The 20,334-nt window shown below is 45.5% G+C and carries 15 protein-coding genes; 8 read left to right on the top strand and 7 right to left on the bottom strand.

The annotated features are described in order from the left end of the window. Positions 1-10 precede the first annotated feature (10 nt). Together J3A84_RS12165 and J3A84_RS12170 are read left to right on the top strand one after the other, a co-directional pair. On the top strand, positions 11-2,434 hold the full coding sequence (locus tag J3A84_RS12165; protein ID WP_207600305.1) for a glycogen/starch/alpha-glucan phosphorylase: 2,424 nt from the start codon (positions 11-13) through the stop codon (positions 2,432-2,434). A gap of 117 nt (positions 2,435-2,551) precedes the next feature. Beyond that, positions 2,552-4,372, top strand: coding sequence for a glycoside hydrolase family 13 protein (locus tag J3A84_RS12170; protein ID WP_207600306.1), 1,821 nt, complete (start codon positions 2,552-2,554; stop codon positions 4,370-4,372). A gap of 56 nt (positions 4,373-4,428) precedes the next feature. Here J3A84_RS12170 and J3A84_RS12175 read toward each other — a convergent pair whose 3' ends face one another. Next, positions 4,429-5,778 (bottom strand): D-alanyl-D-alanine carboxypeptidase family protein, encoded by a 1,350-nt coding sequence (locus tag J3A84_RS12175; RefSeq protein ID WP_207600307.1) that lies wholly within the window; start codon positions 5,776-5,778, stop codon positions 4,429-4,431. Between the two features lie 181 nt (positions 5,779-5,959). On the opposite strand from J3A84_RS12175, the gene J3A84_RS12180 reads away from it, so the two are divergent. Further along, positions 5,960-6,499: a helix-hairpin-helix domain-containing protein gene (locus tag J3A84_RS12180; protein WP_207600308.1), complete on the top strand. Its 540-nt coding sequence runs from the start codon at positions 5,960-5,962 to the stop codon at positions 6,497-6,499. Positions 6,500-6,535: 36 nt separating this feature from the next. Here the strand turns inward: J3A84_RS12180 and gltX are convergent, their stop codons facing one another. Both gltX and J3A84_RS12190 read right to left on the bottom strand, forming a co-directional pair. Next, on the bottom strand, positions 6,536-8,005 hold the full coding sequence (gene gltX, locus J3A84_RS12185) for a glutamate--tRNA ligase (RefSeq protein ID WP_207600309.1): 1,470 nt from the start codon (positions 8,003-8,005) through the stop codon (positions 6,536-6,538). 86 nt (positions 8,006-8,091) lie between these two features. Beyond that, the gene (locus J3A84_RS12190) at positions 8,092-8,985 is read right to left on the bottom strand and encodes a ComEC/Rec2 family competence protein (protein ID WP_207600310.1); all 894 of its coding nucleotides are present in this window, start codon (positions 8,983-8,985) and stop codon (positions 8,092-8,094) included. A gap of 217 nt (positions 8,986-9,202) precedes the next feature. On the opposite strand from J3A84_RS12190, the gene J3A84_RS12195 reads away from it, so the two are divergent. Next, on the top strand, positions 9,203-9,934 hold the full coding sequence (locus J3A84_RS12195) for a lysophospholipid acyltransferase family protein (protein WP_207600311.1): 732 nt from the start codon (positions 9,203-9,205) through the stop codon (positions 9,932-9,934). Between the two features lie 62 nt (positions 9,935-9,996). Here the strand turns inward: J3A84_RS12195 and J3A84_RS12200 are convergent, their stop codons facing one another. Further along, on the bottom strand, positions 9,997-10,464 hold the full coding sequence (locus J3A84_RS12200) for an Lrp/AsnC ligand binding domain-containing protein (RefSeq protein ID WP_207600312.1): 468 nt from the start codon (positions 10,462-10,464) through the stop codon (positions 9,997-9,999). Between the two features lie 211 nt (positions 10,465-10,675). On the opposite strand from J3A84_RS12200, the gene J3A84_RS12205 reads away from it, so the two are divergent. Further along, positions 10,676-11,083: a hypothetical protein gene (locus tag J3A84_RS12205; protein WP_207600313.1), complete on the top strand. Its 408-nt coding sequence runs from the start codon at positions 10,676-10,678 to the stop codon at positions 11,081-11,083. A gap of 119 nt (positions 11,084-11,202) precedes the next feature. Here J3A84_RS12205 and J3A84_RS12210 read toward each other — a convergent pair whose 3' ends face one another. Further along, positions 11,203-14,238 (bottom strand): vitamin B12-dependent ribonucleotide reductase, encoded by a 3,036-nt coding sequence (locus J3A84_RS12210; RefSeq protein WP_207600314.1) that lies wholly within the window; start codon positions 14,236-14,238, stop codon positions 11,203-11,205. Between the two features lie 222 nt (positions 14,239-14,460). Here J3A84_RS12210 and J3A84_RS12215 point away from each other — a divergent pair, with 222 nt between their 5' ends. Genes J3A84_RS12215 through J3A84_RS12225 form a run of 3 tightly spaced genes read left to right on the top strand, consistent with a single transcriptional unit; the run spans position 14,461 to position 16,320 of the window. Next, positions 14,461-14,967 carry a gamma carbonic anhydrase family protein gene (locus tag J3A84_RS12215; protein ID WP_207600315.1) on the top strand — a complete coding sequence of 169 codons (507 nt, stop codon included), beginning with the start codon at positions 14,461-14,463 and terminating at the stop codon, positions 14,965-14,967. A gap of 1 nt (position 14,968) precedes the next feature. Continuing rightward, the gene (locus tag J3A84_RS12220; RefSeq protein ID WP_207600316.1) at positions 14,969-15,814 is read left to right on the top strand and encodes a CvfB family protein; all 846 of its coding nucleotides are present in this window, start codon (positions 14,969-14,971) and stop codon (positions 15,812-15,814) included. 50 nt (positions 15,815-15,864) lie between these two features. Continuing rightward, complete coding sequence (locus tag J3A84_RS12225) at positions 15,865-16,320, top strand: GAF domain-containing protein (protein ID WP_207600345.1); 456 nt, start codon at positions 15,865-15,867, stop codon at positions 16,318-16,320. Between the two features lie 62 nt (positions 16,321-16,382). Here J3A84_RS12225 and J3A84_RS12230 read toward each other — a convergent pair whose 3' ends face one another. Continuing rightward, entirely contained in the window at positions 16,383-17,420 is a 1,038-nt protein-coding gene (locus tag J3A84_RS12230) for an aromatic acid exporter family protein (protein WP_207600317.1), read from the bottom strand. Positions 17,421-17,565: 145 nt separating this feature from the next. Further along, positions 17,566-20,244, bottom strand: coding sequence for a calcium-translocating P-type ATPase, PMCA-type (locus tag J3A84_RS12235; RefSeq protein WP_207600318.1), 2,679 nt, complete (start codon positions 20,242-20,244; stop codon positions 17,566-17,568). Positions 20,245-20,334 lie beyond the last annotated feature (90 nt).

Consider the following 20,334-nt stretch of genomic DNA (forward strand, 5'->3'; position numbering starts at 1 on the left):
GAAACACTAGATGATAATAACAAAAGAACAGTTCAAAAAGGACTTTGAGAAGAAAATGCTCAAACTCTATGCACAGGAGGTGGAAGATTCCACTGTCCACATGCAGTATTTCACATTAGGCTATCTGATGAAGGAATACATTTCAGAAGGATGGGCTAAAACCACAAACAGATACACGAAATACGGGGAGAAGCAGGTCTATTACTTTTCCATCGAATTTCTGCTTGGAAGACTTCTTGCAAGCAACCTCCTCAATCTGGGCATCCGAAACACAGTGAGTGATGCTTTAAAAGATATGGGTCTCAGCCTGAAAGAGATTGAAGATGTGGAGGTGGACCCGGGTCTTGGAAACGGTGGTCTGGGCAGACTGGCAGCCTGCTTCATGGATTCCATGGCGTCCTCAGGAATTCCAGGAAACGGAAACGGAATTCGCTACAAATATGGGCTGTTCCAGCAGAAGATTGTGGATGGCTACCAGGTGGAGCTTCCGGAAAACTGGCTGAGAGATGACAATGTCTGGGAAATCAGAAAGAGCGATAAGGCTGTGAAAGTGAAATTTTACGGTGATGCCTGGATGAAACCCAGAGAAGATGGAAGCCTCGAGCCGATTCACACCGACTATCAGGAAGTCCTTGCCGTGCCCTATGACACCGCTCTTGTAGGATATGAGAACAAGACAGTGAATACTCTGAGATTATGGAATGCGGAAGTGCCGAACTACACTGACGATATTCAGGGAGAGCTGAATTTCAATAAAGTGCTCCTGAACAAGAGAGAAATCGAAAGCATCTCAGAGGTTCTCTACCCTGATGATTCTCACCATGAAGGAAGAGTTCTGAGACTGAAACAGGAATATTTCTTTGTGTCTGCAGGTCTTCAGAGTATTGTGGCTCAGCATAAGGATGCCGGACACCCGCTCAGTGAACTTCATAACTATGTGGCCGTCCATATCAATGATACCCATCCCGCCGTCGCCATCCCCGAACTCATGAGAATCCTTATGGATGAAGAGGGCATGGAGTGGGCTGAAGCGTGGCACATCACGCAGAACACCATGAGCTATACAAATCACACCATCATGAGTGAAGCCCTTGAGAAATGGCAGATCGATCTGTTCAAAGAACTGCTTCCCAGAATCTATCTGATCATCGGCGAAATTGACCGCCGGTTCAGAGAGATTCTCAGCAGCAAATTCGGAGAAGATCAGAACCAGATCGAGAAAATGGCCATCATCTCCGGTGGATATGTAAGAATGGCGCACCTTTGCATCCATGGAACGCACAGTGTCAATGGTGTTGCGAAGCTTCATACAGAGCTTCTGAAAAGCCAGGAGCTCAGGGACTTCTACATGCTTTACCCCTATAAGTTCAACAACAAGACCAACGGCATCACCCATAGAAGATGGCTGATGCTGGCGAATCCTGAACTCTCGGATCTACTGGATGAAACCATCGGCAATTCCTGGAGGAGGAATCCTCAGGACCTGAAACTCTTCAAGAAATACAAGAGAGACCCTGAGATCCAGAAAAAGGTGGAACAGATCAAAAGAAACAACAAGGAAAAACTGGCAGCATACATCAAGGAGAAGAATGGTATCATCGTGGATCCCAATTCCATCTTCGACGTTCATGTCAAGAGGCTTCATGCATACAAGAGGCAGCTGCTGAATGCGCTTCATATCCTGCATCAGTATCATGAAATTCTCGAAAACCCGAATTTTGAAATGCTCCCGAAGACCTATATCTTTGCGGCTAAGGCTGCACCTGGCTATTACTTTGCGAAGGAGATCATCAAATTCATCAATGCTCTTGCGGAACAGATCAACAACGATCCAAGAGTGGAGGACAGAATCAAGATCGTATTCCTTGAGAACTACAGCGTCACCCTGGCGGAGCAGATCATTCCGGCTTCTGAAGTTTCAGAACAGATTTCAACCACCACAAAAGAGGCTTCGGGCACAAGCAACATGAAGTTCATGATGAACGGCGCTGTGACTTTGGCTACACTGGATGGTGCAAACGTTGAAATACTGGAAGAGGTGGGACATCCGAATATCGTCATCTTCGGTATGACGGAGAAGGAAGTCCTGAACTATTACAGAAACGGCGGCTACAATTCAAGAGAAATCTATGAATCGGATGCGCGCGTAAAAAGAGTCCTCGACAGCCTCACCAACGGATTCATCAAGGGAATCCAGGTGGAAGGACAGGATATCTTCAAAAACCTCATTGATTACAATGACGAGTTCTTTGTGCTGAAGGATTTCGATTCCTATGTGGCAGCGCAGAAAAAGATGGAAGACCTCTATAGGGATCGGTTCACCTGGAATAAAATGTCCATCGAGAACATCTCTTCTTCAGGTGTCTTCTCCTCTGATGTAACCGTCATGCAGTATGCTTCAGGAGTCTGGGATACTAGAATCATTGAAAGATAGAAGGAAACAGAACCAAATAGAAAAGCAACCGATAAGTCCTGGTACATTCCAGGACTTATCTCAAATCAGGCATAAAGGATGGTGGAGTACTCTGGTCAGCAGGGACACTCGAATTTTATGAATTATCGCGACATCACAATTGAATACAACTCATTCAATGAAACCTACAAAAGACCTTTTGGTGCTACAAAGGTCAATGAGGAAATCACGTTTCGCATACTGGTGGAACAGGCGAAGAATGCTGAAGTGACACTGGTTGTGGCAAAGGAAGGGCATGGAGAAAGATACATCCGTATGAGTCCAGATGAGAAGGCTTATCATAAAGCTTCCTATACAGCGGATGAAGTGGGCCTATGCTTCTATTTCTTCATCATAAGCTATCAGGACCATGATGTGCACCGTACGGTCTATGCAGGTTCACCTGGCCACGGAATCGGCGGGGAACAGATCATCAAGGAAAACCGCTGGGACATCACCCCATACCAGATCACCTTTCACAATTATACAAAACCTGCACCGTCCTGGTACAAGGAAACGATTTTCTATCAGATTTTCGTGGACCGCTTCTATAACGGCAATGAAGATCAGCGGATCAGCAGCCCGAAGAAGAATTCCTTTCTTTACGCCACCTGGGAAGATACCCCCATGTATATCAAGGACTGCCAGGGAAACATCATAAGATGGGACTTTTTCGGCGGAAATCTTCTGGGTGTGGTGAAGAAACTGGACTATCTGAAGGAGCTGGGCATTGGCGGTATTTATCTTAATCCCATTTTCAAAGCCAGAAGCAATCATAAGTACGATACCGGAGACTATCTTTGCATCGATGAGATGTTCGGTGATGAAAAAACCTTCCAGCTGCTCATTGAGGAGGCGGAAAAAAGAGGGATTAGAATTGTTCTGGACGGAGTCTTCAATCATGTGGGTGCAGATTCCAAGTATTTCAACGCTTTCGGCAACTACCCGGACCTGGGTGCCGCAGAAAGCATGGATTCTCCGTATTATCCTTGGTTCAATTTCTCCCATTATCCCAGTGAGTATGAAAGCTGGTGGGGTGTGAAGGATCTGCCTAATGTGAATGAGCACAATCCTTCCTATCGTGACTTCATCGTTGGAAAAGACGGCGTCATCGAAAAATGGACGAAGATGGGGATCGGCGGATGGAGACTGGATGTGGCAGATGAGATGCCCGATGATTTCATCAAAGATATCCGCACCACCATGGACAGCATTTCTGAAGACAACATCCTCATCGGGGAAGTATGGGAAGATGCATCCAATAAAATCGCCTATGGAAAAAGAAGAAGATATCTTCTGGGAGACGAAATCCATGCCACGATGAATTATCCGTTCAAAGATGGCGCCATAGCGTATATAAACGGCCACATGAGGGCTCGAGACCTTTACACCAGGTTTATGTCTCTGAAGGAAAACTATCCAAGAGAAGCCTTTTACAGCGTGTTGAACAACCTGGGCACCCATGACACGAAAAGAATCTATACGGAAATCGATGATGTTTCAAAACTGACGATTGCCGTAGGGATGCTTCTGACATTTCCAGGTGTCCCGTGTATCTACTATGGCGATGAAGCCGGCATGAAAGGGGAGGCGGACCCCTACAATCGGGGACCTTACCCCTGGGGAAATGAAAATGAAGAGATTTCGACCATTTACAGAAATATGCTGAAACTCCGCACCTCCGATGAAGTCTTTTCAAAAGGGGATTTCATTCCATTTTATCAGGAAAATCTGTTCGGCTATATGAGAACCACAGCTGAAAGCGCTTTCCTCGTCCTCATCAACAGAGATCCGGAAGAGGCGAGACTGGTGATCAGTGATGTCATCGGGCTAGAGTCCCTACCGGATGCCGAAGCCGCACTGCTGGATGATTTCTATCATCTGAAAAGCAGCTCTTTCACCTGCATCAGACTCCGATAACAAAGCAAGGAAGCCCGCTGCACCATATATCCTGGTGCAGCGGGCTTCCTTTTCTTCTATCTTTTCTGATTCTCTATTCTTTTCAGATATTCCATTCTCTTATGGGACATTTTTCTTCGTTTCCTCTTCTTCGCGGTATTCAGCATTCTCATGCCAATCGTCAGTATCGCAAGAACAGATACAGTGCCGAGCAGGAGAGGGACGATCTTATTCAGCAGGCTGTTTTCTTTGATCTCATCCAGTATCTGAGATTCCTCCAGTTCCGCTTCGGTGAACAGGATATCGCTTTCACAGACAAGATCGATTTTACCTACTTCATTGTTATTGATGATGACATTGACCGTATCAATGACATCTCCTTTCTGATGGTCCTCGGTAATCACGATTTCATCGAACTCCAGCAGAGGTTTCGGTTCACTCTGGTCTGTCGAGACATAGTGAAAGTCTTCTCTGGCCACCAGGGTGCGTTCTTCCCCGTCAGGCAGAACAATCTTTTTCATTTCCTGCCCTTTCTTGTAGAGAACATGCACAGCAGTGTTTTCAAAAGCCCATTCAAATAACTCTTTGCTTTCTGTCCAGTAGGTGCTCTGGTTCACACCTTTCACGATGGAGACCACCAGGGTACGTCCATCTTTTTCGGCCAGTGAGGTGTAGGAAAAACCCGCTTCCGGTGTCCATCCGGTTTTCCCCATGATGACCGGTTCATAGTAGTACTGACTGTTTTTTCTCATCATATCGTTCTTGTTGGTTGCCCATCGATTCATATCTGTGAGAAGATTGGTCAGCGGGAGCATATGACTATGTTTCTGCGCGATTTCCAGCAGCTTCTCATTCTTTCCTGCTTCTGCAGTGATGAGAGCCAGGTCCCGGGCGGTACTTCTGTTGTTTTCGCTGTCATCGTAGAAGAGACCCGAAGGATTGTAAAATTCCGTATTCACCGCACCGATGCTGTGGGCTCTTTCCGTCATGAGCTTCGCAAAAGCCTCTATGCTGCCGGAAATCTCCTCCGCCAGAATCTCAGCGGCATCGTTGGCCGAATGAAGCATAAGGGCATAGAGAAGATCGATCACCATGATTTCTTCGCCTTCCTTGAAGCCCATGGATGCTCCCTTGGCATAGGGTGGATTGGGTCCTACCGTGACCATTTTCTCCAGATCCAGCATTTCAACAGCGAGCAAGGCGGTCATCACCTTCGTCGTGGAAGCGATCAGATTCTGCTTCTCGCTTTGCTTGTCATACAGAACCACACCGGTTTTAGCATCCATGACGACAATGGATTCAGAGAACGTTTCCGGTGGCGGTGTTCTGGTTTCTATTGTCGATCCGAAGACGGATTGGACTGTAATTGTACTCATAAGCAGTATTAATATAATCATTCCGGGTAGTTTTATCTTATTATGTCTCAATTTTCACACCTCGCTTCAATAATTATATCAAATATCACAATAGAGCACTATAAAAAACATAAAATAATACATAATGGAAGTAAAAGAATAATAGTAGATGTAGGTGAAATCGATGAAGCTCTTCAGCAGGAACAGAATTGACTTTCTTTCAGCTCTCCACAGAACAGGCTTATGCATCTGTATGGCTACTTTGATCCTCAGTTTCAGCGGATGCTCACGGGACAAGGAAGCCCTTTTCCTGGATCCGGAAACCGAAGAGGAGATTGTAGTCGTTACGGAAGATGAGGTGCCTTTATTAAGCATCATCGTCGAAATCAAGGGTGAAGTCCTGGATCCGGGAGTCTATACCGTGCCCGGCGATTCCAGACTCAACGATCTGGTGCTGGAATCCGGTGGCATCACATCTTCCGCAAACCTCAGAAATGTGAATCTCGCCATGAAGATCGAGGATGGACAATCCTTCTATATTCCATCGGTTCATGACGAAGAGCAGGAAATCATTGTAGGTGAGGAAACCCAGGGGAATGGGAAGATCGATCTCAATAAAGCTACACGCGAAGAGCTCATGAGTGTCACCGGCATCGGGCCATCGACGGCCGACAACATTCTTGCCTACAGAGAGGAGAACGGTAAATTCTCCTCTGTGGATGAGCTGGTGCAGGTGAATCGCATCGGAGACAAAACCCTGGAGAAAATCAGAGACTATTTTATCGTGAAATAGGCAAACGGGAATCTTTTCAACAGATTCCCGTTCATTCTATGCATTTATGGTTTCTTTGAGCAGTTCAATACCTGTTCTGATACGGTCCAGGGATTCTTCTTTTCCAAGAACATCCGCTGCCTCGAATGCGCCACCGGGTGTGAACTGTTTTCCTGTCAGTGCGGTTCTGATGGGCCATAGCATCTGTCCGTTCTTCATGCCCAGTTCCTTCACTTTTTCAAGGACGATTTCATGAAGCTTGTCGATGTTCCAGTCTTGCTCAGACACAGATTCCAGTACCGGAAGGATGGTCTCCAGAGAGGAGAGGGCCACTTCACTGTTGGTCTTCATCTTCTTATGGGTATACATATCAGTGGAGTACTCCGGCAGGGCGTAGAAAAAGTCAACCTGTCCAGTGATTTCACTGAGCACTTCCACACGAGTGTGAAGAATGTCTGCAATCTTCATGGTGTCCAGCGGCTTATCCTTGATATCTTCCAGAATATAAGGAAGAGCCAGTTCATGGAACTTCTCAAGGGGCAGCTTTTTCAGGTATTCTCCATTCATCCATCTGAGTTTCTCTGAATCGAAAATGGCCGGACTCTTATTGATGTTCTTGTATTCGAATACCTCAACCAGTTCTTCCAGCGAAAAAATCTCCTGGGTTGTACCAGGATTCCATCCCAATAGAGATATGTAGTTCAGAACAGCTTCCTTCAGGTATCCTTTGGCCAGCAGATCTTCAAAGGAGGCATCACCGGTTCTCTTGGACAGCTTATGCTGCGCATCCTTCATGATGGGAGGACAATGGACGTAGACTGGAACATTCCAACCGAAGGCCTCATAAAGTCTGTTGTACTTCGGTGATGAGGAAAGATACTCGCTTCCACGCACCACATGGGTGATTTCCATGAGATGGTCATCCACAACATTGGCGAAATTATAGGTTGGAAGTCCGTCGCTCTTGAGCAGGACCATATCCTCCAGTTCCTCATTATCCACTGAAATGGTTCCATAGATGACATCTTCAAACTTGGTTACGCCTTCGGTGGGATTATTCTGTCTGATCACATAGGGAAGGCCCTTATTGAGATTGTTTTCCACTTCTTCATGGCTCAGGGAACAGCAGTGCTTGTCATACTTGAATGGCTTCTTCTTCGCTTCCGCATTTTCTCTCAGCATATCCAGACGCTCTTTTGTGCAGAAGCAGTAGTAGGCTTCCTTTTTTTCCACAAGCTTTTCAGCATACTCTCTGTAGATCTCTCTTCGCTCGCTCTGGACATAGGGACCGAATTCTCCGCCCACATCAGGACCTTCATCATGAATCAACCCTGTATCTCTGAGTGTATTGAAGATCACATCTACAGCACCTTCCACATATCTCTCCTGGTCTGTATCCTCAATTCTTAATATAAAGTCTCCGCCTTCATGTTTGGCAATCAGGTACGCATACAAAGCGGTTCTTAAGTTACCCACGTGCATGTATCCTGTCGGACTTGGGGCAAATCTTGTTCTTATTTTACTCATAACAGCCTCCTTACAGATTAAAGAAGTTTCGGCCACGAGCCAAAACTTCATTGTCATTCTTAATTATACTATTCAGGTGATTTCTGTCAATTGGTTAGGGGGATAACTTCTTTCCCATTTGCTGCAAAGACGACGCTGCCCATTTCTTCTGTCAGAAGCGTCTTGGCTCCGATGGCCTCATAGCGCTCCAGAATTTCAGGGGAGGGGAGGTTGTGATCATTCCCAAGACCTGAAGTTACCACGATATATGTAGGTTCCACTTTCGCGAGAAAAGCTTCCGAACTTGAAGTCCTGGATCCGTGATGGGGCGCTTTCAGCACATCAGATTTCAGCTCCTTACCCGTTCGAAGCACCTCGGTCTCGATCAGCTCCTCCGCATCCCCGGAGAAGAGAAAAGCGTTGGAACCCACCACCAGTCTCATGATGGGAGAGTAGTTGTTGGGATTCAGATAGGTGTCTCTGTTCGGGGATAGAATCTCCAGAGTGATGCTTTCTCCAAACTTGAACTCCATGCCGCCTTTGAGTATTTTTCTAGGGGTCTGCTGATCTTCGAGCGCAGTGGTCATTCGGATGAAGGATTTCGTCACAAGCTCCTTATCCGGCGCATAGAATTCCCCGATCTCGAAAGCAGACAGCACATCACCCATGCCACCGATGTGATCTTCATGAGGGTGAGTCAGAAAAACAAGGTCCAGTTTCTTCACATCATAGGTCTTCAGATATTCTATGATGGTATCCGCATGTTCCTGCTCTCCGGCATCAATGAGTATGTTCTTCCCGCTGACTTCCATGAAAATGGAGTCTCCCTGGCCGATATCGATATAATGAACCTTCACAGGTACTTTAACGGACTGGATTCTGGTGACTGTACTGGATTTCTCTACACCCACTATGCCATAATCGAGAACAAAATAGATTCCGATCAGGCTGATCAGAAGAATAATGAAAAGAATCATGGGCAAATAAGTTCTTTTTCTCATGGATACCTCCGAATTTCTCTTTATCATCATTTTACCATCATTCCAGATAATTAGACATACCAGCCATGCATTCCAGTTCCGCTATTCTTTCCCTGCATTCATAAAAATACTTCATGAAAACCATAGGCCGGTAAAGAATAATGCATTATAATGGAATATAAGAAAATGAACAATCTGCTCAGAAAAAGAAGATCGATACACTGCAAGGAGAAAATATATGGTATTTGATATAATAAGCAAAATCCGATTTGGTCTGTCACTGATTCGACTATGGTTCAGCATGCTTGGAACCCGATTCTCAAAAAAGAAAATGAGCCGGGATGCCTACTATCAGGAAATTCTTAGAAGGGCTAAGGTCCATACTTCCGATCTGGTCAGAATATCCAGGATGAACCTCGTGGTGGAAGGTCTGGAAAATATACCGGATGAACCGGTGGTCTTCATGGGGAACCATCAGTCCTACATCGATATCTATGTGACGGTCACAACCTTAAGCAGAAGACTGATCCTCATCGGTAAGAAGGAGATTCTGAAAATACCCATAATCGGCAAATTAGGCCGTGAGATGAATGTTCTCTTCCTCGACCGGGAAAACCCCCGTGAAGGTCTGAAAACGATTCTGGAGGCCATCAGGCTCATCAAAGAGGAAAGGTTTGATGTGCTGATCTATCCTGAAGGCACCAGAAGCAAGTCCAGAGAAATGGGGGAATTCCACAAAGGCAGTTTCAAGATTCCCCAGAAATCAAAGGCACCCATTATTCCAATGGTCGTCAATGATGCATACAAGGTGTTTGAAGACACCTACAGAGTCACCCCCGGGGTGGATGTCCACCTGAAGTTTCTGCCACCTATCTATATGGATCAGCTCACAGAGGATGAGGTGAAGAATATCGATCAGGTACTCAAAGACAGAATCCAGAAGGAACTGGATGCTTTCAACGCAAAATGAAAAGATATAAAAAAACAGCTGCGATGTAAGCAGCTGTTTTGCTATTTGATGACTGATCTTCACTAAAGCTTGATGTTTCTGTCCAGTGGCTGTGATAAGGAGATAAAGGTATCGGTTCTCTGTACACCACTGATGATATTGATACTATTGAGAAGCAGATCCTGCAGGTGAGCGATATTCTTACATACAAGTTTTGTAAATATTGAATAGTCTCCAGTCGTATAATGCAGTTCTACAATTTCATTGATATTAGCCAATTCGTCGATGGCTGCCTGGAAAGAGGAACTCTTGTCCAGATAGATTCCCACGAAGCAGCAGACGTCATAGCCCAGTTTAGGCATATCGAGAAGAATCTTCGTTCCTTTGATAATGCCAAGATCTTCCATTTTCTTCATTCTCACATGAATCGTACCACCTGAAACATGACACACTCTTGCGATTTCAAGATATGGTGTTCTAGCGTCCTTGATGAGAATTTCCAGAATCTGCAGATCCAGATCATCCAGATTGATTCCAGTATTGCTTGTCATAATGCACCCCCATAATTCGATATAACTTATTATATCAAATAAAATGACATAAAATAGTAATATCGTAAAAAAAATATTCTTTTTCCATGGATTTTATAATACACAATAATTAACAATTTGTAAAGGAGTGTTTTTCGCCGGATCCCTATTATCGGCTTGATTATTCAGCTGGAATGGCATAGAATAAAAAGGAATTAAGGGAGGTTTTAACTTGAATTGGACGAATCTGTTAGTCATTTTTGCCATGTCCATTGCCATCTTCTTTGTTTACTCCATAGTGAACATCAACTATCTGAGTAAGCTTAAAGTCAGCAAATGGACCGTATTGGTTGTATCGCTGGTATTTCTGTTTATAGGTCTGATCATTCCAGCTTACACCGATAATCTGGTCATCCATTATATACCCACAGCAATCTTTGTGTTCTTTTTCCTGTGGTATTCCGATCTGTCTGGACTTTCCAAAATCGGTGCACCGAAAAACAGAACATCCGCTACGAATACAACTACCATAAGACCAAAGGCAAAACCAAACAAACTGAAGTATGTCGATGAAAAAGACATCGTAAAAGCGGAAGAACTGAAAGGGAAGAACAAACTTTTCAAGAAAAATAAGAAATAATTTCTTTATGATTCTATAAGAGATTATAAGAGCAGATATGGCAGCATATCTGCTTTTTTACGGAGAAAAGCAGCCGCATCACCTAGCGTGATGCGGCTGCCTGTTTTTATGATTTTATTTTATGAGCAACCGGTGGTTGTTCCGCAGTCCAGACAGACCTTACAGGTTCCGTTCTTGACCATTCTGGTGCTCTGACAGGTAGGACATACAGAGTCGTAGAGTTTTTCACCGTTCTTTTCTGCGTCCTTTATGATGTCCTTCACATCGGTCTCATCCACCACCATGGACAGCTGTTTGATATTCTCGGTTTCATAGTAATTGTTCACAAATCTGGATCTTGATCGCGTCAGCACATCATTCTCTTCCGGCTTGATCTGCACCCTGGAGTAATCTCCCAGTTCGATATCAATGACCTTGGAGATCAGATCCGAAATGGAGCTCACATTCTTGATGTAAGGATGCTTGGAAACAAATCCGTAAGGCTCATATTTCTGTCCTCTCAGCATCTTGGAGATATCCTTTGGCGGGATATGATACTGCAGCATGACGGATACTGTCTTGGACAGGGAGTTGAGCAGACCTGTGATCAGGGTTCCTTCTCTGTCGGTTGTCATGTAGATTTCAGAAATTTCACCTCTGGCATTTCTGTTCACCGTGACATAGACTTTCACATCATCGATCTGGGCAGGGTGGGTATGTCCGGCACGGATGCCATTCATTTTCTCCCTCCTGTTTCCGCCAGCATTGGTCTTCGGAAGGTTTCTTCTGGCTTCTTTTGCGTATTCCAGCAGAGCATCGTAGGTGAGATTTTCCAGTTCCAGATCCTCATCCTGATGATCGATCTTCGTATTCAGCGGCTGGGCGAACTTGGATCCATCTCTGTAGAGGGAGATTCCTTTGACGCCGGTTTCCCATGAACGGATATGGACTTCCTTGAAGTCTTCCACCGTTGCATCCTTAGGCAGATTCACTGTCTTTGAAATCGCGCCGGATACAAGAGGGGTGAGCGCAGCGACCATAAGTACATGGCCATAATGCTGAATGAATCTTTTTCCGGTTCCACATACGTTGGCCGTGTCAAAGATCGGATAATGCTCTTCCTTCAGGTGTGGGGCTCCTTCGATCTTACCATCCACAACCATGCCGTTTTCTTCCTTGCCGATGTAGGCCATGATGTCCTGGACCTCTTCTTTGGTGTATCCAAGATTCTTCAGTGCCACTTCCACGATGGGATTGGCAATGGTCATGAATCCGCCACCCACAAGCTTCTTGTAGACCACGTGGGAGAAGAATGGCTCAATGGATGTGGCGGCGCAGTCCATGGCGAAGGAAATGGTACCTGTCGGCGCAATGACGCTGACCTGGGCATTTCTGTATCCGAACTCTTCTCCATGATTCACCGCATCGGTCCATGATTCCTTCAGTACATCAGAAAGCTCTGTCTGGCCAAGCTGCATAAGAAGGCCATGGTTGATGCGGATAGGCTCATAATGAAGCTCTTCCATGTCTGTATCCAGGGCACCTGCCACTCTTGCGTGGTTTCGGATGACTCTGTTCATATATTTTCTGTTCAGATCATACTTTTCAAAAGGTCCTACAGCTTTCGCCATCAGTGCGGAAACCTTGTAGCTTTCTCCTGTGATCAGTCCCATGATTCCTGCTGAAAGCGCTCTTGCTTCATCAGAATCGTAAGGAAGCCCTAAAGCCATAAGCAGGGATGCGATATTCGCGATACCCAGTCCTGTAGTTCTGAACATGTAAGTTTTTCTTGCAATGTCCACAGTAGGGAACTGTCCCCAGTTGATGGAGGATTCCAGCAGCAGTTGATTCAGTCCGATCATATGCTTCAGTCCTTTGACGTCAAGCACATTCTTCTCCACATCATAGAATCTGTAGATATTAAGGGATGCCAGATTACAGCTGGTGTCATCCAGGAATGCATACTCTCCACATGGATTGGTGGAATTCAGTCTGTTGTGCTTTGCCCAGAGATCTCCGTCTTCCCCAGCAGGGCATGTATGCCATGCATTGAATGTATCCGTGAACTGAGGTGCAGGGTCTGCTGATTTGCATGCGGCATCATTGAACTCTTCCCATAGTTTGGAGACTTTGATTTCTCTGTTGACGGAATCATCCACTCTTCCACGAAGTGTTATGGTGGCGTCGGGATCGTTATCCAGATTCTTCACTTTTCTCATGAATTCATCAGAGATTCTCAAAGAGTTGTTGGAATTCTGACCGGATACGGTTTCGTATGCTTCTCCATCAATATCGGCATCATATCCCATCTTTGCCAGTGCACGAACCTTGTCTTCTTCCTTGGCTTTCCAGAGGATGAACTGTTCGATTTCAGGGTGGTCCACGTCGAGACAGACCATCTTGGCTGCTCTTCTTGTGGTTCCGCCTGATTTGATGGCACCCGCATTTCTGTCAAGACCTTTCAGGAAGCTCATAAGACCTGATGAAACACCTCCACCAGTGAGTTTTTCCCCAACAGCTCTGATATTGGAGAAGTTGGTTCCGGTTCCGGACCCGCCCTTGAACAGTTTGGTTTCGGAAACATACTGCTCGGAAATGGAATGATCTCCAAGAAGCTTGTCTTCAATGGAGAGAATGAAGCATGCGGATGCCTGGGTTCTTGTATAGGTATCCTGAGATTTCACGACTTTCTTCTGATCAGGATCATAATAGTACAGATCATTCTGTCCACCGGTGATGCCATAGCTCTGCTTCAGCCCGGTATTGAACCACTGCGGAGAGTTTGGTGCATACATCTGATTCAGAAGGCCATAGACCATTTCATCGTAGAAAATGTCTTTTTCCTCCTGCGTCTTAATGATCCCTTCATCTACAAGAGATTCCATCCAGAATGAAACCATTCTATGTGCGACCATTTTCATGGAATCCTCATACCCGGATTCGTTGTTTACACCAGCTCTTCTGAAATATTTCGAAGCGATGATGTCAACGGCGTTCTGTGAATAATGAACCGGAAACTCCAGTCCCTTCATTTCTGTAATCACTTTACCGGTCTTGTGGTTTTTCAAAAGAACATCTCTTTTGCTCCAGTCAAATAAGTCATACACAGTTTTGTCTTTATTATTATCCAGCTCTTTAGTATAATAACGTTTGAACAAGTCTTTAATATCCTTCATTGCTTACCTCCCAAATAATTGACGATGAAATAAGTATAATACTATATGTTGTGTAAAGCAATACTGAAAACCACAATATGTAGATATTTAACAACTTGACAACGCGAAATAAAGGGGAAAAGAAATGATGGGATTTAAAGGAACTCAAAAAGAGTCCACGAAAGATCGATTCATCGGATAAATTTGCACGAAGCGCACAAAATTTGAGGAAAATGAGGTATGATGATTAAAGAATTTAAAGGGATGAGACCCAAAATACAGGAAAATTGTTTTATCGCGGAAAATGCGACACTGATCGGAAACATCGAAATCGATGAAAAGTCATCCGTCTGGTACGGTACGGTGATCCGAGGGGATGTGGCACCCATCCGCATCGGAAAGGAAACCAATATTCAGGATAATTCCATTCTCCACACAGAAGAAGGCCTCACGATGACCATCGGGGATCATGTGACCATCGGGCACGGCTGCATCGTTCATGGCGCATCCATTCTCGGACACTCCATCATCGGTATGGGCAGTATCCTTCTGAACGGATGCGAAATCGGAAAGAGCTCCATGGTGGGAGCCGGAAGCCTCGTGACAGAAGGCAAGAAGATTCCGGAGGGAGAACTGTGGATAGGGCGTCCTGCAAAATTTGTGAGAAAACTTACAAAGGAAGAAATCATAAAACTGGAAAATTCGGCAAATCACTATTTTGACTATGCCATGGCGCATAAAGGAGACTGATATGATTAAATTCGGCGATTACAATATGTTGAAAGTGAAGCGAGAAGCAACCTTCGGACTTTATCTGGACAAGGAGACAGGAAACACCTCCGACGACATCCTTCTGCCCAATGGGAATATAGTTGGGGATACACCAAAGATTGGGGATGAAGTCCAGGTGTTCATATACAGAGACTCCAAGGACAGACTCATCGCTACCATGAAAAAGCCTAAGGTTACAGTCGATAATTTTGCCGTCCTGAAGGTGACTTCTATCACTGAATTCGGTGCCTTCATGGATTTCGGACTGGAAAGAGACATTCTGGTGCCCAAAAGAGAAATGAAATACACCATGGTTCCCGGGAATGAATACCTGGTATTCATCTATGAGGACAAAACCGGTCGTCTGGCCGCTTCCACTGAAGTAGGCCGCTATCTGGATCTTCCAGAGGAAGATCAGTATAAGGTGGGAGACACGGTCACAGGCATCGTCTATGACAAACAGACCAACGGCACACTGGAAGTGGCCATCGAAGAAAAGTATATGGGTATCGTTCTGAAAAACGAGTACTTCACGGATATCCGTCCTGGCGACAGAGTCACTGGAACCATCAAGAGAATCCTGGAAGATGGAAGAATAAGCTTCACGCCCCGTAAGAAGATGATTGAGGCGAAAGAGGAGCTTTCTGACACCATTTTAGACTATCTCAAGGATCATGAAGGATTCATGCCGTATAATGACAAGTCCACACCGGAGGAGATCAGAAAACAGTTCAACAGCAGCAAGAACTATTTCAAGATTTCTCTCGGAAATCTCATGAAGAAAGGACTCATCAGGCAGGATGAAAAGGGAACCCATCTGAAATAAGACCATTCGAAGGAGGACTCAAATTGATCGAAACAGCAAATCCCACGGGAATGAGCAGAGAAAAGAAACTGAAGAGTGCACTGCTGTTTACCAAAGCGCAGCTGAAAAATGAAACAGACACTTTGGCGAATCTATCCAACATCAGTGCTGTCATCAATATGTACATGGATGACATCAACTGGGTAGGTTTCTACCTCATGAAGGAAGGGGAGCTTGTGCTCGGACCTTTCCAGGGAAAACCAGCCTGCAACCGCATCGAAATCGGTGCAGGAGTATGCGGCACCTGTGTGAAGGAAGGCAAATCACAGATGGTGGATGACGTGCTTTCCCTTGATAATCATATCGCATGCGACTCCGCATCCCGTTCCGAGCTTGTGGTGCCTATCTATAGAAGCGGTGAGATCTTCGGTGTTCTGGACATCGACAGCCCTTCACTGGCAAGATTCACAGAGCTTGAGAAAACCTATATGGAAGAGCTTGTGGGGATTCTGGAAGAATCTCTATAGGAGAAATAAGAGTTACTAAAAAAAAACAGATTGAACCGTAATTTACGGCTCAATCTGTTTTTTCACATTTTATTCTTCAGTTCCAGAATGGTATTGAATTCGGTGTACATCAGATCCAGCGTTTCAAGGATTCTCGTCGCCCCTTCAGAATCCTCAGTGGGGTAGACCCTCTGATGAGGCATGTATGTTGTCTCTTCCTTGGTGGTATTCATAAAATCAAGACTACCAAGGGCATCGATGAATTTTCTGAACTCCTTGACGTCTGAATCCTTCAGGATCACTTTGAAGGCGTCTTTCGTGTAGCAGCTGTCATAGGCCAGGTGCGTCATGACTTTCAGTCTTCGGATGATTTCTTCGGATGTCTTCAGATTTGTCTTCTGCAATGCATTCAGGGGAATCAGCGGTTCTTTCTTCAATGCTTCAATATTATCTGTGACAGCTTCGATATCGGCAAAAACGTGCGAGAAAGGCATATTATAACTCTTCTTTTCTGATGTTTCATCTTCTAGAAGATACTCAATGGTCAGAGACATGATGGTTTCCAGCTTGAGTCTGACAAATTCCAGTCTTTTTCTTGTGATTTTTCTGTAATAGAAGAAAGAGAAGATGAGGTTGAAGATAATGGCAATGAGTACTCCGAGACCCAATGCCAGCATACGCAGCCGGATGGTGAGTAGAATGCTGGGATTGCCCATGGCATCGCTCTGAATGTACTGTGTCATATAGATACTGGTGAAGATGGCCACAGGAGACACCGCCCTGTAATCGATCTTCAGGGCCATGTAGAGGGTAAGTCCCATGCCCAGCATGATGGTGAATACATTCGCACCAAAGAAATACACGAGTATTCCAGTTGTGACTGCACCGAGGAAGGAGGCAAGCAGCTGGTTCATGCCGCCTTTGACGGCAGAAATGTTTGTCACTTCCAGATTGTACATGACACCAAGAAGGACGGATATCATGTCAAGCCTGGTGACTTCGAACATCATGCCAAAGACATAACCCGTTCCAATGGCAAGCATCGCTTTTACAATATACAGCCAGGAGTCAAGAAGCACGGCTTCTTTCCTGAGACCGATCAGTCTTTTAATCTGTTCCATATTAGCTCCTTTTCGATTAAAAAATATGATTTCTGTACTCAATATAATATCACAGCGAAGAAAAGATGTGTATGTAATTATTCAAATCGGACGTTAAAACCCCCTGAAGCTTGACTTCATCCGCTTCAGGAGGCTTCTTTCTATGTTATAGAGGCAGATTGTTCTTTTTTCTGTAGGCTCTCATGAAAACCTTGATGATTTCATTGGCTATGAGAGGCAGCAGAGACAGGCCGAAGACGATGAGCCAGTCATTCAGCGGCAGCGCGATGACTTTGAAGGCATCTGCCAGGAATGGGATGGAAATCAGTCCAAACTGCAGCAGTGTTCCTGCTATGATGGACAGGATGAGATACTTGTTCTTAAAGAATCCCACCTGGAAAATGGACTTGGTTTCGTTTCTCATGGTCAGAGAATAGAAGAGCTGGGATGTGGCCAGTACCACGAAAGCCATGGTTCTGGCGTAGATCAGCACATCTTCTGGCGCATCCGCTGACTCGAATAGGGAAGAGCCTCGCTCAGCAAGTCCGATGGCAAAGGCAAGCAGCGTCAGGGATCCGATGAGAAGACCGCCTATGATCGCTCTTGACCCTGCACCTCGGGCAAAGAAGCTTTCCTTCGGATCTCTTGGTTCTTTCTTCATGACATCCGGGTCTCCAGGGTCTACACCGAGCGAAATCGCCGGAAGCGTATCCGTAACCAGATTCACCCACAGAATCTGAGTGGGGAGCAGTGGTATGGCGAAGGAGAACAGCACCGACACGAAGATCGCCACGATTTCTCCAAGGTTGCACGACAAGAGGAAGATTACCGCTTTCTTGATGTTGTTGTAGATGTTTCTTCCTTCTTCGATGGCCGCAACGATGGTTGTGAAGTTGTCATCCGTCAGAATCATATCCGCTGCGCCTTTGGATACGTCTGTTCCGGTGATACCCATGGCTACGCCGATGTCGGCATGCTTCAGGGACGGAGCATCATTGACACCGTCTCCGGTCATGGAAACGATATTGCCCTGTTTCTTGAAAGCCTTGACGATTTTCACCTTATGATCCGGAGAAACTCTGGCAAAGACTCTGTAATTGTTGATCTTTTCAGCGAACTCCTCATCGGTCAGCTCATCGATCTCAGCACCGGTCATGGCCTGAGTGATATCATCGGCAATGCCCAGCTCCTTGGCAATGGCTACGGCAGTATTCTTGTGGTCACCGGTGATCATGATGGATGTGATGCCAGCCATATGAGCAGAAGCGATGGAATCCTTCACTTCCAGTCTTGGCGGATCGATCATGGCAACGAATCCTATGACAGTAAGATCCTTCTCCATCTCATCTTCGTCGATCTTCACTTTGGTATCCTTATACGCCACACCCAGGACTCTTAGCGCCTCGTTGGACATTTCAATGGATCTGTCCAGGATGGTCTTTCTCATTTCCTCAGTGAGCGGTTTCACTTCACCATTGACAAGAATGCTGGAAGAGATCTTCAGGATGTTGTCGATGGCACCTTTTGTATGGACGCGGTATCCACCGTTTTCCTCATTGAGCGTGGACATGAGTTTTCGGTCGGAGTCAAAGGGCTTCTCGTCTACACGAGGATAGAGTCTGTTCAGCTCTTCCTTCGTCATGCCATGCTTGTTGCCCAGAACAATCAGCGCGATTTCCGTAGGGTCCCCAGTGGATTCCGTTTTATTGGCTGTGGCATCACTGCAGAGCACGAAGGACTTGATCAGTTCTTCAGACGCTTCATCCTTGGCTTCATGGGACTCTTCCCGAATGTCCACATCCACCAGTTCGTCATAGATGTAGTATTTCAGGACAGTCATTTTATTCTGTGTCAGGGTTCCTGTCTTGTCGGAACAGATGATGTTCACAGAACCCAGTGTTTCCACAGCAGGAAGCTTCTTCACAATGGCATTGATCTTACTCATACGGGTGACGCCCAGCGCCAGCACAATGGCAACAATGGCTGGAAGCCCTTCAGGTATGGCCGCTACTGCCAGACTGATGGAGGTCAGGAGCATGTCCAGAAGGTCTCTTCCTTGAAGAAAACCGATGATGAACATCAGGATGGTTATACCGAGCGCAAGCTTACCTAAGGTCTTGCCCAGCTCATCCATTCTTTTCTGAAGAGGTGTCATATCATCTGTCTCTTCATTGAGGCTCTTCGCGATACTGCCCACGATGGTTTCCATGCCGGTACCTACGACGACACCTTCTCCACGACCATAGGTCACAAGGGTGGACATGAACGCCATGTTGGTTCGGTCGCCCACGGGGATATTCTCTTCAGTAAACTCTTTGTCATAGAACTTGCTTGAAGGTACAGATTCACCTGTCAGAGCAGATTCTTCTATCTGAAGATTAGAACTGGTGGTGAGCCTGATGTCTGCAGGCACATAGCGTCCTGCATCCAGAATGACCACATCACCAGGTACAATCTGTGTGGAATTGATTTCTTTTGTCTCTCCGTCTCTACGCACCAGAGACCTAGGCGTAGTCAGTTTATTGAGTGCTTCGATGGCTTTTTCAGCCTTGGCTTCCTGAACAACGCCGATGGTGGCATTCAGAAACACCACGGCAAGAATGATGACGGAATCTGCATATTCACCGACAATCAGCGTCACCACTGCCGCACCAAGCAGGACATAAATAAGTGCATCATTGAGCTGGGAGAAAAACAACTGAATCAGTGTTTTCTTCTTCGCTTCCTGGAGTTTGTTTTCTCCATATTTCTCTTTTCTCTTCTCCACTTCCGCCTCGGAAAGACCCCTGGACAGATCCACGTCCAGTTCTTTCAGGACTTCGTCTTGTGATTGATTAAACCACATATTAACACCTCTCTTTTTTATACTGTTTTCTTATATTAATATTAATCTGCCATAATATCAATGATACCACCTGATTATTATACCTTTAAA

The organism is Proteiniclasticum aestuarii (assembly GCF_017368455.1).
Taxonomy (GTDB): domain Bacteria; phylum Bacillota; class Clostridia; order Clostridiales; family Clostridiaceae; genus Proteiniclasticum; species Proteiniclasticum aestuarii.

What these genes read in the sequence shown, in the direction of transcription:
- J3A84_RS12165 (WP_207600305.1), top strand. Translation starts at nt 11, where the DNA reads ATGATAATAACAAAAGAACAGTTCAAAAAGGACTTTGAGAAGAAAATG.
- J3A84_RS12170 (WP_207600306.1), top strand. Translation starts at nt 2,552, where the DNA reads ATGAATTATCGCGACATCACAATTGAATACAACTCATTCAATGAAACC.
- J3A84_RS12180 (WP_207600308.1), top strand. Translation starts at nt 5,960, where the DNA reads ATGGCTACTTTGATCCTCAGTTTCAGCGGATGCTCACGGGACAAGGAA.
- gltX (WP_207600309.1), bottom strand. Translation starts at nt 8,005, where the DNA reads ATGAGTAAAATAAGAACAAGATTTGCCCCAAGTCCGACAGGATACATG.
- J3A84_RS12190 (WP_207600310.1), bottom strand. Translation starts at nt 8,985, where the DNA reads ATGAGAAAAAGAACTTATTTGCCCATGATTCTTTTCATTATTCTTCTG.
- J3A84_RS12195 (WP_207600311.1), top strand. Translation starts at nt 9,203, where the DNA reads ATGGTATTTGATATAATAAGCAAAATCCGATTTGGTCTGTCACTGATT.
- J3A84_RS12200 (WP_207600312.1), bottom strand. Translation starts at nt 10,464, where the DNA reads ATGACAAGCAATACTGGAATCAATCTGGATGATCTGGATCTGCAGATT.
- J3A84_RS12210 (WP_207600314.1), bottom strand. Translation starts at nt 14,238, where the DNA reads ATGAAGGATATTAAAGACTTGTTCAAACGTTATTATACTAAAGAGCTG.
- J3A84_RS12215 (WP_207600315.1), top strand. Translation starts at nt 14,461, where the DNA reads ATGATTAAAGAATTTAAAGGGATGAGACCCAAAATACAGGAAAATTGT.
- J3A84_RS12220 (WP_207600316.1), top strand. Translation starts at nt 14,969, where the DNA reads ATGATTAAATTCGGCGATTACAATATGTTGAAAGTGAAGCGAGAAGCA.
- J3A84_RS12225 (WP_207600345.1), top strand. Translation starts at nt 15,865, where the DNA reads ATGAGCAGAGAAAAGAAACTGAAGAGTGCACTGCTGTTTACCAAAGCG.
- J3A84_RS12230 (WP_207600317.1), bottom strand. Translation starts at nt 17,420, where the DNA reads ATGGAACAGATTAAAAGACTGATCGGTCTCAGGAAAGAAGCCGTGCTT.
- J3A84_RS12235 (WP_207600318.1), bottom strand. Translation starts at nt 20,244, where the DNA reads ATGTGGTTTAATCAATCACAAGACGAAGTCCTGAAAGAACTGGACGTG.